This is a genomic window from uncultured Kluyvera sp., assembly GCF_902485085.1.
In the GTDB taxonomy this organism is placed as follows: domain Bacteria; phylum Pseudomonadota; class Gammaproteobacteria; order Enterobacterales; family Enterobacteriaceae; genus Kluyvera; species Kluyvera ascorbata.
Genome location: NZ_CABTJS010000086.1, coordinates 1 through 16,255, shown reverse-complemented (window position 1 = coordinate 16,255; position 16,255 = coordinate 1). Strand labels below are relative to the sequence as shown.

The 16,255-nt window shown below is 53.0% G+C and carries 17 protein-coding genes; 8 read left to right on the top strand and 9 right to left on the bottom strand.

The annotated features are described in order from the left end of the window. Positions 1-163 precede the first annotated feature (163 nt). On the bottom strand, positions 164-802 hold the full coding sequence (locus tag RDN66_RS10030; RefSeq protein WP_202217722.1) for an RpiB/LacA/LacB family sugar-phosphate isomerase: 639 nt from the start codon (positions 800-802) through the stop codon (positions 164-166). Between the two features lie 375 nt (positions 803-1,177). On the opposite strand from RDN66_RS10030, the gene RDN66_RS10025 reads away from it, so the two are divergent. The 3 genes from RDN66_RS10025 (at position 1,178) to ftnA (ending at position 4,379) form a co-directional block, all read left to right on the top strand. Beyond that, the gene (locus RDN66_RS10025) at positions 1,178-3,274 is read left to right on the top strand and encodes an HD domain-containing phosphohydrolase (RefSeq protein WP_227675152.1); all 2,097 of its coding nucleotides are present in this window, start codon (positions 1,178-1,180) and stop codon (positions 3,272-3,274) included. 85 nt (positions 3,275-3,359) lie between these two features. Then, entirely contained in the window at positions 3,360-3,695 is a 336-nt protein-coding gene (gene yecR / locus RDN66_RS10020) for a YecR family lipoprotein (protein ID WP_115074042.1), read from the top strand. A 186-nt stretch (positions 3,696-3,881) separates the two neighbouring features. Then, positions 3,882-4,379 (top strand): non-heme ferritin, encoded by a 498-nt coding sequence (ftnA, locus tag RDN66_RS10015; RefSeq protein WP_123652219.1) that lies wholly within the window; start codon positions 3,882-3,884, stop codon positions 4,377-4,379. A 35-nt stretch (positions 4,380-4,414) separates the two neighbouring features. Here the strand turns inward: ftnA and RDN66_RS10010 are convergent, their stop codons facing one another. Beyond that, on the bottom strand, positions 4,415-4,654 hold the full coding sequence (locus tag RDN66_RS10010) for a YecH family metal-binding protein (RefSeq protein ID WP_035894080.1): 240 nt from the start codon (positions 4,652-4,654) through the stop codon (positions 4,415-4,417). 254 nt (positions 4,655-4,908) lie between these two features. Between RDN66_RS10010 and tyrP the strand changes: the two genes are divergently transcribed. Beyond that, positions 4,909-6,060, top strand: coding sequence for a tyrosine transporter TyrP (tyrP, locus tag RDN66_RS10005; RefSeq protein WP_369709607.1), 1,152 nt, complete (start codon positions 4,909-4,911; stop codon positions 6,058-6,060). Positions 6,061-6,140: 80 nt separating this feature from the next. Here tyrP and RDN66_RS10000 read toward each other — a convergent pair whose 3' ends face one another. The 6 genes from RDN66_RS10000 to RDN66_RS09975 form a co-directional block, all read right to left on the bottom strand. After that, on the bottom strand, positions 6,141-6,809 hold the full coding sequence (locus tag RDN66_RS10000) for a YecA family protein (protein WP_035894084.1): 669 nt from the start codon (positions 6,807-6,809) through the stop codon (positions 6,141-6,143). A 119-nt stretch (positions 6,810-6,928) separates the two neighbouring features. Beyond that, positions 6,929-7,645 (bottom strand): ABC transporter ATP-binding protein, encoded by a 717-nt coding sequence (locus tag RDN66_RS09995; RefSeq protein ID WP_035894086.1) that lies wholly within the window; start codon positions 7,643-7,645, stop codon positions 6,929-6,931. Continuing rightward, positions 7,642-8,520: an ABC transporter ATP-binding protein gene (locus tag RDN66_RS09990; protein ID WP_035894088.1), complete on the bottom strand. Its 879-nt coding sequence runs from the start codon at positions 8,518-8,520 to the stop codon at positions 7,642-7,644. Before RDN66_RS09990 ends, RDN66_RS09995 begins: the two co-directional genes overlap by 4 nt. Then, on the bottom strand, positions 8,517-9,806 hold the full coding sequence (gene livM / locus RDN66_RS09985) for a high-affinity branched-chain amino acid ABC transporter permease LivM (RefSeq protein ID WP_202217721.1): 1,290 nt from the start codon (positions 9,804-9,806) through the stop codon (positions 8,517-8,519). Before livM ends, RDN66_RS09990 begins: the two co-directional genes overlap by 4 nt. 9 nt (positions 9,807-9,815) lie before the next feature. Continuing rightward, positions 9,816-10,730 carry a branched-chain amino acid ABC transporter permease gene (locus RDN66_RS09980; protein ID WP_035894152.1) on the bottom strand — a complete coding sequence of 305 codons (915 nt, stop codon included), beginning with the start codon at positions 10,728-10,730 and terminating at the stop codon, positions 9,816-9,818. 79 nt (positions 10,731-10,809) lie between these two features. Beyond that, entirely contained in the window at positions 10,810-11,931 is a 1,122-nt protein-coding gene (locus tag RDN66_RS09975) for a branched-chain amino acid ABC transporter substrate-binding protein (protein WP_035894092.1), read from the bottom strand. A gap of 554 nt (positions 11,932-12,485) precedes the next feature. Between RDN66_RS09975 and RDN66_RS09970 the strand changes: the two genes are divergently transcribed. Beyond that, positions 12,486-13,166, top strand: coding sequence for an HAD-IB family hydrolase (locus tag RDN66_RS09970; RefSeq protein WP_202217720.1), 681 nt, complete (start codon positions 12,486-12,488; stop codon positions 13,164-13,166). A gap of 31 nt (positions 13,167-13,197) precedes the next feature. On the opposite strand, the gene RDN66_RS09965 is transcribed toward RDN66_RS09970, so the two are convergent. Next, positions 13,198-14,238, bottom strand: coding sequence for a TerC/Alx family metal homeostasis membrane protein (locus tag RDN66_RS09965; RefSeq protein ID WP_308537822.1), 1,041 nt, complete (start codon positions 14,236-14,238; stop codon positions 13,198-13,200). Positions 14,239-14,346: 108 nt separating this feature from the next. Here RDN66_RS09965 and RDN66_RS24280 point away from each other — a divergent pair, with 108 nt between their 5' ends. The 3 genes from RDN66_RS24280 (at position 14,347) to cbpM (ending at position 15,801) form a co-directional block, all read left to right on the top strand. Next, a complete protein-coding gene (locus tag RDN66_RS24280; protein WP_202217718.1) occupies positions 14,347-14,535 on the top strand; it encodes an IS1 family transposase in 189 nt (62 codons plus the stop codon). 61 nt (positions 14,536-14,596) lie between these two features. Next, on the top strand, positions 14,597-15,508 hold the full coding sequence (gene cbpA, locus RDN66_RS09960) for a curved DNA-binding protein (protein WP_202217717.1): 912 nt from the start codon (positions 14,597-14,599) through the stop codon (positions 15,506-15,508). Continuing rightward, positions 15,508-15,801, top strand: coding sequence for a chaperone modulator CbpM (gene cbpM / locus RDN66_RS09955; RefSeq protein WP_202217716.1), 294 nt, complete (start codon positions 15,508-15,510; stop codon positions 15,799-15,801). The genes cbpA and cbpM overlap by 1 nt, the downstream gene beginning before the upstream one ends. The last annotated feature ends 454 nt before the right edge of the window (positions 15,802-16,255 follow it).

Genomic DNA, 16,255 nt, shown 5'->3' with positions numbered 1-16,255 from the left:
CTCCTTTTACTTGTGGTGAGTAAGCAGAGATATTCCGGCATGGGCATTCTTCAGGCTATAGCCTTACAGGATCAATCACCACCTCCCTAGGAGGTGGTTTAGGGGTGACAACAAAAAACCCACGCCTGAGCGTGGGTTTTTATTTATCCGTTGAGCGTCAGGCTTACGCCAGAACCTCACGAACAAAAGCTTCGATCTCTTTGTTCTGGCAGTTTTCGAAGAAACATTCCTGGAAACGCTGACCGGACACGGCGGTTTTCACCAGCGCTGGGTCGATAGCGCGCAGGGTATCCAGATAGTTTTCTTTCACCACGGCCGCTTTCACCTGGTTCAGAATACCGGCGTTGCGAACCTGCGGCTCTTTACGCTCTGGCGGATAGCCTTCGCCGTTACGACCGGTGAACGCTTTTTCAAACATGTAGCGAACGTTCAGCTCTGCGCCCCAGCCAAAGCCTTTTGCAAAGGCCAGAGACAGTGCGTTACCGTTGTTGATCTGAGCAAACAGGAAGGCGTCTGCTGGATCCAGGCAGTAACCGCACACAACGCCTGGGTGAATGTTCAGAGACATCATCGCGCCCTGGCCGGTACCGCAACCGGTCACGACGAAATCGACCGCTTTGGAGTTCAGCAGGATGCTGGCCATGATGCCCAGATGGATGTAGGTCAGGTGATGATCGTTTTCATCGCTCATACCCACGTTATAGACCGGGAAGCCTTTTTCATCGGCAACGGCTTTTAACTCATGATGAATAGTCGCGTTTTTGCTGGCCTGGCTATTTTCCATCATCAGTGCAATTTTCATTCTTTCCTCTCCTGAAAGCTAAGCGGGGTTATCCGCAGTCGTTCGATTAGTATTCTCACCTTACTACCAGTCAAACATACTTTCAAATTTTATGAAAAGTAGTTTTAATTTTTACTAATGGGGTCACATTTTTGCCTTTGACCTGTAGATAAAACCTTACATAAACCATTAATTATTTACTATCACCTGGGTGAATGGTCGGCTAGACTGGGTAAATGGGCAGAAAGCCCCTGCTGTTTGTCAGCGTTTCAATGGATGAAATAGTCACTGCAAAGGAACTGACTTGTGACACAGGACCGCCGAGGATTTCGACACGCGCTGGGTCTCCTTGTTCTACTGACCCTTATGCTACTTTGGGCGCCCCGCGCTCATGCCGTGCCACCGCAAAAAATTCGAGCGGCGGCGCCTATCCCTGTATGGATTCTCGATGCGGATAGCTTTGAGTTCTGGCGCGACAATCACGGTCAATTCCAGGGTTTCTATCCCGAATTGCTGCACGCGATTAACGCGCGTTACGGCTACAACCTGACGCTACGCCCCACCGACGGCACCACCTTTGAGCAGCGCTTCGCCCATCATGACTACGGGCTCTACGCCAGCGTGCTGCAAACGCGAGAACACCTCAAAAAAACCATTTTATCGTCCCGGCTGCTTGAGAATCCCATCGTTACCGCCAGCATTACCCGCCAGGCTAAATCCATCAGTGATATCAATAACACGCGGGTCATTTTCCGGCGAAACGACCCGACTCAGCGGTTGGTGAAGCAGGCGTATCCTACGTTAAAGTTCCAGCAGGTTATCGAAGTCGACAGCAGCAGAGAAGCGCTGCAAATTCTGCGCAGCGGCGGCGCAGATTTCTATATTAATGAAAATCGTGAAATTGGTGGACCACAGTACTACTACACGATTTCACGACCGTTTGACTCATTGCGTATTACGGCCTCCTTCGGGATCAGCCCGGAGCTGATTTCGCTTCGTAGCAATATCAATCAACTGATTAACGAATGGCAGCAGAACGGAAAACTCCGGGCGCTAGAGGAACAAAGTCGTCTTGAGTATTTTCGTCAACGTTTGACGATAACGCCTGACGAGCGCATCTGGATGGAGAAAAACCGGCTCACCCTTTGGTTGCCAAAGAATGAAAACTTCGCGCCCATTATCTGGCGTGATGACCAGGGCTATCATGGCAGTGCTATCAGCCTGGTCAACGATCTTCGCGATTTGTTGAATATTAACGTCGACGTGCAGTTCGTTGATAACTACATGATAAGAATGAAAAATGAAGATTGGCCAATCCGCCTGGCCGAGATTTTTGACGTGAGCAATGGTACGCAAATGGAGGGTCAGGTTGGCCCGCTGGTCAACTGGTATAACGCCTATTACAACAAAGCCACCGCGCCCTTTATTCTCGACGAAGAGCAGGTTCGCCATCAGCGGGTCGGCGTCATTCGCGGCTCGTTTGCCGCCGACTATCTGCGTCAGCGCTTTGGTAACGATGTTACGCTTATTGCCCGCGCGTCAATTGATGAACTGCTCGATACCATCGACAGCAATCATATTGATTACATTCTTGGGGATTTGAGTTCAATGGAACAGGCGCTACGCGGAAGCGATTTGTTCCGTGGGGCATTAAAAGTTGCCGGGATGACCCACTCAAACTATCAGATTGGCACCTGGATGAACATTGCCCATCCGCTGTACGCCCTGATATCACAGGTGCATCTTATCTCCAGCTATCGTTACCAGCAGGTACCGCCAGCGAGCGTAGTGCAACCCACCTCCTTAAGCAAAAACGCGCTGCAAATTATCAGCGCCGGGCTTCTGGCCCTGTTGTTCTTTATTCTCAGTCTGATGCTGATGATGTGGCGCCATATGAATAAGAACCGGGCCATTAACCGCAGCATTGTTGAAGCGATGGAGAAGATAAATCACGTTCACGATGATGAAACCGGCTGTCATATTCGTCGCGTGGCCGCCTACTGCCGCTTGCTTGCCGACGCGCTCAAACTGCCGCCGAAGCAAATTCGTGACATTGAGACGTTTGCCTCCCTGCACGACATCGGAAAAATTGCGGTACCTGAGCATATTCTGCGTAAAAAGGGCAAACTCACCGACGAGGAATTTAAACAGATTCAAAAACATACCACTAAGGGATGGCGAATTGTCCAGGGACTGGTTCTCGGTTCAGTGGCCGAAAATTTGATTCACTACCATCATGAAAAATGGGACGGCTCCGGGTATCCGGAAGGTCTCGCCGGCGAAGAGATTCCGCTGGAGGCGCGTATCCTGGCACTGGCAGATGTCTACGATGCGCTGCGGCAAAAGCGCGTTTATAAACCGAGCTTTTCCCATGAAAGCGCCTCTGAAATTATCGTTAACAGCGCCGGAACCCACTTTGACCCGACGCTGGTGAAACATTTTTGCGCGCTACACCTGCAGTTTCAGGAAATTTATGAGTCACAGAAGGATTAACCCCAGGTTATAGCGACTATTCAAAGGATTGCTTGCAGCGGCGATGGTTACAATGAGGTCACGACTGATTGCGCAGAGCGAATTAATGAAAAGCCTCATTCTTATTCCCGCCCTCCTGGCCCTGACGGCTTGTACCGTGCCCCGTGCGGCGAGCGTAAGCGAAGTGGATGCCAACAGCGGCATCGTGCGCCTGACCTACGGGCAAGCCATTTTGCAGAATGCCAAAACCGATAGCTATCTGGCTCAATCTGAAGCCAATAAAGCCTGCCAGCAAATAGGATATGCCACCGCGTTTTCCTACGGCCAGCCCATCACCACCTGCACTACCACCAGCGGCTCACTGTGCCTGAATGAGCATGTTACCTTGCAATACCAGTGCCGCGGCATTGCCAACGTACCAACGTCAGCCGCTTATTATTAATTCCACGCCGGTTTATCCCGGCGTTATTATTACCAATAATTTAATCGTTATATTTATGCCAATGCGTTTTATTCCCATTCGCATTATTATATAAATGTTTTTATATTTACCTTTTGCAAATAAATTAATAACAATTTATAGTGCCGCTGTAATTAACTCGTAACGTATTATTCCTGGAGCGAAAACATGCTTAAAGCGGCAATGATCGAGAAATTAAATGAACAGATGAATCTCGAACTCTATTCTTCTCTGTTGTATCAGCAGATGAGTGCCTGGTGTAGCTTCAATAGCTTTGAAGGCGCTGCTGCCTTTTTACGCCGCCACGCGCAGGAAGAGATGACTCACATGCAACGCCTGTTTGACTACCTGACCGACACCGGTAGCCTGCCACGCATTAATAGCATTCAGTCACCGTTTGCCGAGTACGCCTCGCTGGACGAACTGTTCCGCGTCACCTACGAGCACGAACAGCTGATCACCGCTCAAATCAATGAACTGGCGCATGCGGCGATGACCAATCAGGACTATCCGACCTTTAATTTCCTGCAGTGGTATGTGGCAGAACAGCACGAAGAAGAGAAACTGTTTAAATCCGTTATCGATAAGCTGACGCTGGCGGGTAAAAGCGGTGAAGGCCTGTACTTTATTGATAAAGAGCTGGCCACGCTCGATACGCAAAATTAACTCTCGTGCAGCGGCGTATTACACGCCGCTGCCGATTAATGGCGGCAAATTTTACTTTCCACCGTCGTAAATCCCGATTCCCGCGGAATAAACTTTCCTTTCTTATGCAGAAACGCGACCAGCTCGGCAGCACTCATATTTTCTGCTGAACAGGTATGAAAACGCGCCTGCTCGCCAAAGCGGGCATGAATTGCCGCTTCCAGACTTTCAATACTGTACTGCTCATCTGAATCAATCATCATATTCAGAACTTCATGACCGTGAATGGATTCCATTATTCCTCCCGTAAAAACGCCACCATAAACTGCATTTACTTTGCATGTTTTGCGCTAGCGCAGCTTTTCCCACGCCGAAGCAAACCGTAAACAATTTCATACACCCACTGTAATTCAGATTTGACGAAACGACAGGTTTCACATACTCTGCGCGGCATCTTTAGTCGTTAATCTGTTCTGAAGTAGAGGAAAGCGTGAAAAACCGTACCCTGGGGAGTATTTTAATCGTAGCCGGCACCACGATCGGCGCAGGAATGTTGGCGATGCCACTGGCATCCGCAGGCGTCGGTTTTGGCGTTACCGTGCTGCTGCTGGCTGGTCTATGGGCGCTGATGTGCTATACCGCCCTGCTGCTGCTGGAAGTCTACCAGCACGTCCCTGCCGACACGGGCCTCGGAACGCTGGCATTACGCTATCTCGGCCGCTACGGCCAATGGGCGACCGGTTTTAGCATGATGTTCCTGATGTATGCGCTGACCGCAGCCTACATCAGCGGCGCGGGCGAACTGCTGGCCTCCAGCCTGAGTCAGTGGTTCAGTATGGATATGCCGCCATCGCTCGGCGTTCTGCTGTTTACCGCCGTCGGCGGTCTGGTGATTTGTATCGGCACTTCGCTGGTCGATCTGTTTAACCGCTTCCTGTTCAGCGCCAAAATTATCTTTTTGGTCATCATGCTGATATTGCTGCTGCCGCACATTCATAAAATCAATCTGCTAACGCTACCGCTGGAACAAGGTCTGGCCCTCTCCGCCATCCCGGTGATTTTCACCTCTTTCGGTTTTCACGGCAGCGTGCCGAGTATTGTCAGCTACATGAACGGCGATATTCGTAAACTGCGCGGCGTTTTTGTTATCGGCAGCGCCATCCCGCTGGTTGCCTATCTGTTCTGGCAGCTTGCCACGCTCGGCAGCATTGACTCACCGGTGTTTAGCGCACTGATGGAGCAACACACCGGCCTGAACGGTCTGCTGCTGGCCATTCGTGAAGTGGTGGCCTCACCGCACGTTGAACTCGCGGTGCATCTGTTCGCCGATCTGGCGCTGGCAACTTCGTTCCTCGGCGTCGCCTTAGGGCTGTTTGATTACCTGGCCGACCTGTTCCAGCGCAAAAACAGCGTGCGCGGACGACTGCAAACCGGGGCTATCACCTTCCTGCCACCGCTGGCCTTCGCACTGTTTTACCCACGCGGGTTCGTGATGGCGCTCGGCTATGCGGGCGTAGCGCTGGCGGTGCTGGCATTGATCATTCCGTCACTGCTAACGATGCAAAGCCGTAAGCATCACCCGGAAGGGGGATACCGTGTTGCGGGCGGCAAGCCGGTGCTGTGGCTGGTCTTTGCTTGCGGGATTGCGGTGATTTTGATTCAGGCGGGGATTGCGACGGGGCTGTTACCGTCAGTAGGCTAAGAACTTCGTAGCCCGGCAGAGCTTCGCGATGCCGGGAGATTTCCCGGAGTCGGCGTAAACGCCTCGTCCGGGCTACCGCATTATTTCGCTAAGCAACACTGCTTATATTTCTTGCCGCTGCCGCAAGGACATGGGTCGTTACGTCCCACTTTCTGCTCATTTTTAATCGGCTGTTTAACTGGCGCTTCTTTTGGATTGTCCATCCAGTAGTCGAACAGCGCCAGCGCTGCCGGGCTGATGCGGTCGATGCTGTCGAGATACTGTTCGGCGGTGAAGGCACCCAGCGCCGTCGTTTTCTCTTCGTCACCGTGCAGGGCAATCGCGTCAAACGCCGCCTGCTGTGCTTCCGGCAGGCCGGACCAATCGGTCAGCGCCACGCCGCGCAGGTAGCCGTAACACCACTCTTCAACGATGGTCAGCTCCTGGCCCTCTTCTTCACGGGTACCAAACAGCGGTTCAAACTGATCCGGGTAGTCATTGAGGCGGTCAGCGATGTCGCTCATATGCTGCAGCGTCAGGTTAACGAAACGGTCACGTTCGCGGTCGGTTGCCCAGTGCGGCACGTGGTCGGCCCCACCCCATACGGCGAACATCCACTCGGCGGGTTCAATCTCCAGTGGAGACGACAAAATCGCCGTCAGCATGCCGTCCAGTTCAGACACATCAATAATTGACGCATCGGTAGCATACTTTGCAATTGTCTCGTCCAGCCATTCCAGTTCGCTTTCGGTTAACGGTCCCGTTTTCATACTCTTTCTCTATCGTTGTTGATGAGGCATATCATTTGAGGCGCAATGATGCAGGAGTTTGGCGTTGAACTCCAGCGTCATTACCCTTTCCCCGGCGACATTACGCCGCCGCCAGCACGCTACGCCCCGCCCAGATATGCTTTGCGCACCTCCTGATTACCGAGCAGCTCTTCACCGCTGCCGGTCAGGCGAATCTGGCCGTTGACCATTACGTACCCGCGGTCTGAAAGCTTCAGCGCATGGTGGGCGTTCTGCTCCACGAGAAAAATCGTCATACCATTGCGCGCCAGCTCACGCAGCGTCTGAAAAATTTGCTTAACCACAATCGGCGCGAGCCCAAGACTCGGTTCGTCCAGCAGTAGCAACTTCGGGCGGCTCATCAGCGCGCGGGCAATCGCCAGCATCTGCTGTTCACCGCCGGACATGGTCATTGCCCGCTGCTTGCGCCGCTCTTTTAAACGCGGAAAGAGATCGAACATGGTTTGCAGGTCTTCCGTCGCATACTGTGTTCCCACCGGGATGGTGCCCATCAGCAGGTTCTCTTCGACGGTCATATCGGGGAAAATACGTCTCCCCTCCGGCGCCTGCGCAATGCCCCCCGAGGCGACGTAATGAGTCGATTTATGGCTGATATCGTCCCCGCAGAAGAGAATTTGCCCGCTGCGAATGCGTGGCTGGCCGAATATCGACATTAACAGGGTGGATTTCCCCGCCCCGTTGGCGCCAATCAGCGAGACGGTTTCGCCTTTATTGACCTGTAAAGAGACCTGTTTTAGCGCCTGAATCACGCCATAAAACACGTCAACCTCACGAAACTCCAGCATCGCTTCGCTCATAGGTTCACCTCGTCTTCGCTGGTGCCCAGATACGCCGCAATTACCTTTTCATCGTTCTGAATTTGCTCAGCCCTTCCCTGCGCAATCACGTCGCCGTGGTCGAGTACGATAATGTTGTCCGATATTTCCATCACCATCCCCATATCGTGTTCAATCAGCAGCACCGTTATCGCGTGGTGTTCGCGCAGGAAGCGGATAATCTTGCTAAGCGCCCGGGTTTCAACCGGATTCAAACCCGCCGCCGGTTCATCGAGGCAAATCATCTCTGGCCCGGTACACATGGCGCGGGCGATTTCGAGGCGACGCTGTTGGCCGTAAGACATTTCGCCCGCCAGACGGTTGGCGCAGTCCACCAGATCCACCACCTCCAGCCAGTAGAAGGCGCGATCCAGCGCATCGCTTTCAGCTCGCCGATAGGCAGGCGTGTTGAGCACCCCAGCAATCAGGTTACGGTTGACCTGCATATGCTGCGCCACCAGCAGGTTTTCAATCACCGACATTTCGCGGAACAAGCGGATGTTCTGGAACGTTCGCGCTAATCCCGCCCGGTTCACCAGATGAGTACCACCAAACATTTTGTAGAACAGCCGCTGGCCGAACTGCGCCGGGTTAATCCAGTCGCCAGGCTGGAACTTCTGCCCGAGGATCTGAATCACGTTGGTGGTTTTATTGCGGGTATTGAACAGAATGTTGCCGCCGGAGGCTTTATAAAAGCCGGTCAGGCAGTTAAACACCGTGGTTTTCCCCGCGCCGTTCGGGCCTATCAGCGCGGTGATTGACCCGCGTTTAACCTCAAGGTTGACGTCGTTCAGCGCCTTGATGCCGCCAAAATGCATCATTAAGTGCTCGACGCTCAGAATCACGTCCTGGCTCATGGCGCGACTCCTTTACGTACGGCAAAACCGCTGCGGTTAATGCGAATCAGGCCACGCGGCCGCCAGATCATCATCACCACCATCAATATGCCAAACAGCAGCACGCGGTATTCAGCAAAGCTGCGCAGCAGCTCCGGGGTGACGGTTAACACAAATGCCGCCAGCACCACGCCGATGGTCGAGCCCATACCGCCCAGTACGACGATGGCGAGAATTAACGCTGACTCAAAGAAAGTGAACGAGGTCGGGTTGACGAATCCCTGATAGGTCGCGAAGAACACCCCGGCGATACCCGCCGTGGACGCGCCAAGCGTAAACGCCGACAGCTTCACCAGCACATGGTTAAGCCCCATTGAACGGCAGGCAATTTCATCTTCACGCAGCGCTTCCCACGCGCGGCCAATCGGCATTCGCGTCAGGCGATGTTTGATGTACAGCACCAGCAACACGACCAGAACCAGCACCGCATAGATAAAGATAAACTTGAGGTTAGGGTTATAGGTGAGATGGAAAAACTCGTGGAACGGTACCCCGCCCTCTTTAGCCCGACGGCCAAACTCCAGGCCGAAGAACGTTGGCGGCGGTGCCGATACGCCGTTCGGGCCGCCGGTAAAGCTCAGCCAGTTATTCAGCACCAGACGGATAATTTCCCCAAAGCCTAGCGTCACGATTGCCAGATAGTCACCGTGCATTCGCAGCACCGGGAAGCCAAGCAGCGCGCCTGCGGCGGCGGCCATTAGCGCCGCAATAGGCAGCATCGACCAGAACCCGAGTCCCAGATACTGATACCCCAGCGCCAGCCCGTAGGCACCAATGGCGTAGAAGGCGACGTAGCCCAGATCCAGCAGCCCCGCTAGCCCGACAACGATATTCAGCCCCAGACCGAGCAGCACGTAGATAAGCCCGAGAATAGCCACCGTCAGCACATATTTTGTCGCCACGAACGGGAAGCAAACCGCCAGCGCCAGTATCAGCGGGATAACCCAGCGCAGGCTGCTTTTATAGTCCGGCGAGCGCACGTATACCCCGGAGCTATCACCTTCAAAGCGGGCGCTAAAGCGCCTGCCAAACGCGGTCATCGACAGCGCGCTTAAGGCAAAGCGCCCGATCATCACCGCTGCGACAATCCACACCAGCCGCTGGCCGTTAAAGTTGAAGCTGTAACCGTCCAGCACCACGCCCACGATGGGGCCAAAGATAATCAGCGCCACCAGGCCTGCGAAAATCATATCCAGCACGCAGCGCTTAAGAGAAAAACCGTCGTGTACGGCCGTTGAATGCGTCATGTTCGGCTCCTACACTTTGGCGACAATCGGGCGGCCAAGCAGCCCCTGCGGACGGAAAATCAGAATGACCACCAGCAGACCAAAGGAGAAGACGTCCTTATAGTCGGTGTTCACCAGCCCCGAGAATTGCGCTTCAGCGACGCCAAGCAGCAGCCCACCGAGCATCGCCCCCGGCAGCGAACCAATGCCGCCCAACACCGCGGCGGTAAAGGCCTTAATGCCGATAATAAACCCAGCATAGAAATCAAAGGTGCCGTAGTTCATGGTGATAAGCACCCCGGCCAGCCCCGCCATTGCCGCGCCAATAACGAACACCAGCGAGATGATCCGGTCGGTGTTAATCCCCAGAATCGAGGCCATTTTGCGGTCCTGTTGTACCGCGCGGCACATACGCCCAAGGCGGGTATGACCGATTATCCAGGTCAGCAGCAGCATGCCAGCAAACGAGGCCAACAGAATGAAGATTTTGGTATAGGTTATCTGTACAAAACCTTCGCCGATATGCAGACGCAGCACGCCGTCGAGCATCGTCGGTACGCCCTGTTGACGTGGCCCCTGGCTGATTTGCGCGTAGTTTTGCAGGATGAGCGACATCCCGATAGCGGAAATCAGCGGCGCCAGGCGCGTCGAGTTGCGCAGCGGCTTGTAGGCGATGCGTTCAATCGTCCAGCCATAAACCCCCGTTACCACGATGGTAAACACCAGCGTGCCAAGGATCAGCAGTGGAAAAGAGTGCAGACCAAAAAAGGAGAGCAGCGCCAGACCGATGGCGCAGAGATAGGCCGATATCATATACACTTCGCCGTGCGCGAAGTTAATCATGCCGATAATGCCGTAAACCATGGTGTAACCAATGGCTATCAATCCGTAGACGGAACCTAGCGTCAATCCATTGACTAACTGTTGCAGGAAGAATGTCTCCATCATCGCTCACTCATGTTGTGTCATCTATTATTGAGCGCCGGGATGGGAGCATCCCGGCGCTGAGCGTGATTCCGTCTCGTTATTCGACTTCCTTGTACTTGCCCTGGTCATCCCATTGGTAGACCACGTAATCAGAGACTTTCAGGTCACCTTTGCTGTCCCAGGCTTTTTTGCCCATCACCGTTTCAACCGGGTTTGCTTTCAACCAGGCGCTGGCTTTCGCAGAATCGGCACCGCCGGTCGCTTTGAACGCAGCCGCAATGGCCTGAATAGAGGCGTAGGAGTAGAGGGTGTAGCCTTCCGGCTCAAATTTATTGGCACGGAATTTCTCGATAACCGCTTTGCCGTCCGGGATCAAGCGAGGGTCTTTACCGAAGGTCATATAGATACCCTTGGTATACTGTGGTCCACCCGCGGCGGTAACCATCTCTTCGTTGACGATGCAGTCGCCGGAGAAGAATTTCGCCTGCACGCCCTGCTCACGCATCTGACGTACCAGCGGGCCTGCTTCCGGGTGACAGCCACCGAAGAACACCACGTCCGGTTTCTGTGCGCCAATCTTGGTCACGAGGGCGTTAAAGTCTTTTTCCCCACGCGACAGACCTTCGTACATCACATCCTTCACGCCACGCTTCGCGAGCGCCGCGCGGGTAGCATCGGCCAGGCCCTGACCGTAGGTGTCTTTATCGTGGATGATCACCACGCGCTTAGCCTTCAGCTTATCAATAATGAAATCGCTGGCGACGCCACCCTGCTGGTCATCACGGCCGCACATGCGGAACATGTCGTTCATTCCACGTTCAGTGATAAGCGGGTTGGTAGAGCCCGGGGTAATAGCCAGCACGCCAGCGTCGTTATAGACCTCTGATGCAGGCATAGTGGAAGAAGAGCAGAAATGGCCAACCACGGCCTGTACTTTGTCCTGATCGACCAGGCGGTTTGCAACCGATACGGCTTGTTTAGGTTCACAGGCATCATCGCCCTGCACCAGCTTAATTTTCTCGCCGTTTATCCCACCGGCAGCGTTGATATCTGCTGCAGCCTGGGTGGCACCATGCCAGTATTGATCGCCATAGGTGGCGTTAGGGCCTGTAAAAGGTCCCGCAACACCGATTACGATATCGGCCTGGGCGGAAAACGCCGTCACCAGACACCCTGCCAACACAATAGAAAGCGGACTTCTTATTAATTTCAGCGACATTATTATCTACCTTAGCAAAAGAGGTTTATGCATAACGGTGTGAAGCCGAGCCACCGGCGCACGCGCCGGACAAACGACATCCTGACAATATCCTGCTGATAACGGCGAGGTTTCCTTACGCTTTTCAGGCCAAATCATTAAGCAAAATGGCTGCCAACTTTACGCAGCCATGCCCCGATTTTGACAATTTTGAGTATAGAGTGCGTGGATAAGGCCTCTGCCTCGCTGCGGTGAAATTACAGCGGGGATCACATCTCCTTAACAATAAAGTACATAAATAATGCAATAGTCACGCTTTGTGCATTTTTGTAGCAAAATGGGCGGGTTGTGTTAGCTGATGGTGCAAGGCGGGATATTTGATGGAGCAATGGCCATAAGAGCATTCAGCCTCATCCGTTGTCTTCCCGTTACAGCATTCACGTGTATCTTCGTTGATTCCGGAGCTTTTCTTGTTCTACGCTAATAGAAAGTACACGAAGGCATGAATCCAGATGCATTTTGCATCCACAACCAAATGTTCTAATATTCTGTTTTTACAAATAATGGCGTGAAAAATGATGACGATAACCGAGGCCGATAAGCAGATCCTGTCCGTTTTTGACTTTGACGGAACGCTGACCCGGCACGATAGCTTTATTCCTTTTTTAAAATTTGCTTTCGGCCGTCGTCAGTTTGCCCGCAAGATGCTGCGCCTCGTGATCCCCACATTGCAGTGCTTCCGTCGCCGCCTCACCCGCGACGAGCTCAAGGAAGTGTTAATCACCACCTTCCTTGCTGGCCGTGATGAAAAATGGGTTCAGGAAAAAGCAGAAGCCTACTGTCTGAAATCGTGGAAAAAGCTGATGCGTCCGGCTGGGCTTCTGGCGGTTGCCGCCGAGATCTCAACCGGTGCCGAAGTGACGCTATGCTCCGCTTCGCCGATGATTGTCCTGCGACCTTTTGCCGACAGGTTGGGGATTAAGCTGATTGGTACAGAGCTCGAAAGCAAAGACGGCGTCCTGACGGGGCGGATCGTCGGTCATAACTGCCGGTGTATTCATAAGATTAACCGCCTTGAAGCAGTTTACGGCCCGCTCAATCAGTATCATATCCGCGCATGGGGCGATACGCGTGGAGACTATGAACTGTTGGCTACGGCCAGTGATGCTCACTGGCAGCATTTCCAATCAAGCTGGTCGCGTAAGAAAAATCCAATCGCGCGGTTTCGCAGCGAGTTTATGAAAGAGTTAACCTGATTGATCCCCGGTGGAATCACCGGGGCGCAATTTATCCGTTCTTTTGGTCTTCGCCCGATTTTTCCGGGAACAGCACGCTGGCAAGGATACCCAACGCCAGCACGCTCAGTACCACATAAAGACTGGTCGTCGCACTCAGGCTGTAACCGTGGTGCCAGATATGGTCAGTGGCGTTCAGCCCAAGCTTAACCGCAATAAAGAACAGCAGCAGAATGATTGCCTTCTCCAGATGCACCAGATACTGCTTCAGCGCCTCGAGAACAAAGTAAAGGGTACGTAGGCCGAGGATGGCGAACATCATTGCGCTATAGACAATCAGAGGCTCGCGGCTCACGGCGATGATCGCAGGCACAGAGTCAAAGGCGAACATCACATCAGACAACTCAACGACCGCAACGCACAGCAGTAACGGCGTGGCATAACGCGCGGCTTTTGCCCCGCGTCCAATCGCCACATCACGGTTTTCCGGCTTAGCCAGTTCCTCATCAACTTCTTGCTGATTCAGCAGGAAAGCGTGCCCTTTCAGTTTCGACCAGATAGGAAAGAACCGTTTTACGAGGCGGTAGGCCAGATGCTGTGAGTAGTCCTGAATTTCATCGCTCTCATCTTTGCTTTTGAGCATCATCACCGCCGTCCACGCCACGATCAGCGCAAACACCACTTCGACGTACGGTCCGAGGCTAAGCAAGCCGGTACCAATAGCGACAAAAATGCCGCGAAATACAATCGCTCCAATAATCCCCCAGTAGAGCACACGGTGTCGGAAACGGTCTGGAATCGCAAACCAGGAGAAGATAGCCATCATGACAAACAGGTTATCAACCGAAAGTACCTTTTCAAGCGCGTACCCGGTGATAAACAGGCTCGCGACTTCGGCTCCGTGGTGAACATATAAGAAACTGGCGAAGACCATGGCCACAATGACCCAGAAAACGGACCAAAGCGCCGCGCTTTTCAGCGATATCGGTTTGTCATGGCGATGCATAAACAGATCGATGGCGATGGCCCCTACGGATAACGCAACAAATACCAGAACCGTTTCGGCTGGAAAACCAATGTGTGTGGAGTCCATTATTTATTCCTGAACGATATCAGTCCACGGGAGCATCCCGCTGGGAAAATCCTGATAAGCATAACGCAGCTTTATGATTTTACCCGTGCGATTTTAATATGAAAATCAATGCCTGGAACGCAATTCGAACCCGCCAGCGTAAACGCTCATTGTCCCCGTTGTCAGTCCGCTCAGGTTTGCCTTCCTGGTCGCAACCTAACGTTAAAAGCGCTGTTGTTGACGCACAACCACATCGTTTATAGCAATATCCCGCCTTCCAGGTTGGCATTCGTTGTTATCAGGATTACCCTAAACTAAGCGGTGATACCTGTTGTCACGGTTCACCTTCTGCAAGTGTTGATTTACACGAGAGAACGCTATGGAATTAAAGGATTATTACGCCATTATGGGCGTGAAACCGACAGACGATCTCAAGACAATCAAGACCGCCTATCGTCGACTCGCCCGTAAATACCATCCTGATGTCAGTAAAGAGACTGACGCGGAGGCCCGATTTAAAGAGGTTGCTGAAGCCTGGGAAGTACTGAGTGATGAGCAGCGACGCGCCGAGTACGACCAGCTGTGGCAGCACCGTAACGATCCACAGTTCAGCCGTCAATTCCAGCAAGGAGAGAATCAAAGCTACAGTGCCGAAGATTTCGACGATATCTTCTCCTCCATTTTTGGTCAGCATGCGCGCCAGCGCCCTGCCAGCCGCGGGCACGACATCGAAATTGAAGTTGCCGTATTCCTCGAAGAAACGCTTACTGAGCATAGCCGCACTATCAGTTACAACCTGCCGGTCTACAATGCATTTGGCATGGTTGAACGTGAAATTCCCAAAACGCTAAATGTGAAAATTCCGGCTGGTGTCGGTAACGGCCAGCGTATCCGTCTGAAAGGCCAGGGTACCCCCGGCGAAAACGGTGGGCCAAACGGTGACTTGTGGCTGGTTATCCATATTGCGCCGCATCCGCTGTTCGATATAGTTAATCAGGATCTGGAAGTGGTTGTTCCCCTGGCTCCATGGGAAGCCGCGTTGGGCGCGAAAGTTACCGTTCCGACGCTAAAAGAGAGCATCCTGCTGACCATTCCGGCGGGAAGCCAGGCCGGGCAGCGACTACGCATTAAGGGCAAGGGTCTGGTAAGTAAAAAACATACCGGCGATTTGTATGCGGTGATCAAAATAGTCATGCCGCCAAAACCTGACGATACCAGCGCCGCCCTGTGGCAACAGCTTGCGGATGCACAAAAGTTCTTTGATCCGCGCAAAGAGTGGGGGAAAGCATAATGGCTAACGTCACCGTCAACTTTACCATTACCGAATTTTGTCTGTACACCGGTGTATCAGAAGAGGAGCTCCATGAGATTGTCGGCTTAGGGGTGATTGAGCCTCATGAAAACGAGACGTTTGACGACCATGCGCTGACCGTAATGCGTCGCGCGGTGCGCCTGCGTCAGGAGCTGGAACTTGACTGGCCGGGAATTGCCGTTGCGCTAACGTTGCTGGAAGAGAATGCGCGGTTGCGTCAGGAAAACCGCCTGCTTCGCCAGCGGCTGTCTCGCTTTATCAGTCATCCTTAGTGTGCCAGGGCCTGCAGCGGGCTGGCCCTTTTATTATCCCCAACCCGCTCTTTATTACATTGCTGAGCAGATGGCATACCGTCGGCGATAAGAATTATTTCAAACAATAAGACAGGTGTGCCGGAGTTTACTGGCTTCAACCAGCCATGTTATCAGCAAATAATACACCCAGCGGACAGAGCGACCACTAAATCCGCGCCACCACCGGAAAACGGACAAAGCGGTCAGGTTCTCTATGCTAGAGGCGATACGTTCGATTCGGCATTGACAGGCTGAAGATTGCAACTCATTACACTTAGTGAGCACAAGATATGAACAGAGCGTGAATTGCAGGCACAAAAAAACCACCCGTAGGTGGTTTCACGACACTGCTTATTGCTTTGATTATTCTTCTGTTTCCCATGGTAGCCGGAGTGGGACTTGAACCCACACAGCGCGAACGCCGAGGGATTTT

Excerpts from the sequence above, each read along its gene's own strand:
- RDN66_RS09965 (WP_308537822.1), bottom strand. The coding sequence starts at position 14,238 with ATGGACTCCACACACATTGGTTTTCCAGCCGAAACGGTTCTGGTATTT.
- RDN66_RS09975 (WP_035894092.1), bottom strand. The coding sequence starts at position 11,931 with ATGTCGCTGAAATTAATAAGAAGTCCGCTTTCTATTGTGTTGGCAGGG.
- RDN66_RS09980 (WP_035894152.1), bottom strand. The coding sequence starts at position 10,730 with ATGGAGACATTCTTCCTGCAACAGTTAGTCAATGGATTGACGCTAGGT.
- RDN66_RS24280 (WP_202217718.1), top strand. The coding sequence starts at position 14,347 with ATGCCTGGAACGCAATTCGAACCCGCCAGCGTAAACGCTCATTGTCCC.
- RDN66_RS09970 (WP_202217720.1), top strand. The coding sequence starts at position 12,486 with ATGATGACGATAACCGAGGCCGATAAGCAGATCCTGTCCGTTTTTGAC.
- RDN66_RS09990 (WP_035894088.1), bottom strand. The coding sequence starts at position 8,520 with ATGAGCCAGGACGTGATTCTGAGCGTCGAGCACTTAATGATGCATTTT.
- yecR (WP_115074042.1), top strand. The coding sequence starts at position 3,360 with ATGAAAAGCCTCATTCTTATTCCCGCCCTCCTGGCCCTGACGGCTTGT.
- cbpA (WP_202217717.1), top strand. The coding sequence starts at position 14,597 with ATGGAATTAAAGGATTATTACGCCATTATGGGCGTGAAACCGACAGAC.
- tyrP (WP_369709607.1), top strand. The coding sequence starts at position 4,909 with ATGTTGGCGATGCCACTGGCATCCGCAGGCGTCGGTTTTGGCGTTACC.
- RDN66_RS10030 (WP_202217722.1), bottom strand. The coding sequence starts at position 802 with ATGAAAATTGCACTGATGATGGAAAATAGCCAGGCCAGCAAAAACGCG.
- RDN66_RS10010 (WP_035894080.1), bottom strand. The coding sequence starts at position 4,654 with ATGGAATCCATTCACGGTCATGAAGTTCTGAATATGATGATTGATTCA.
- RDN66_RS09995 (WP_035894086.1), bottom strand. The coding sequence starts at position 7,645 with ATGAGCGAAGCGATGCTGGAGTTTCGTGAGGTTGACGTGTTTTATGGC.
- cbpM (WP_202217716.1), top strand. The coding sequence starts at position 15,508 with ATGGCTAACGTCACCGTCAACTTTACCATTACCGAATTTTGTCTGTAC.
- RDN66_RS10000 (WP_035894084.1), bottom strand. The coding sequence starts at position 6,809 with ATGAAAACGGGACCGTTAACCGAAAGCGAACTGGAATGGCTGGACGAG.
- ftnA (WP_123652219.1), top strand. The coding sequence starts at position 3,882 with ATGCTTAAAGCGGCAATGATCGAGAAATTAAATGAACAGATGAATCTC.
- livM (WP_202217721.1), bottom strand. The coding sequence starts at position 9,806 with ATGACGCATTCAACGGCCGTACACGACGGTTTTTCTCTTAAGCGCTGC.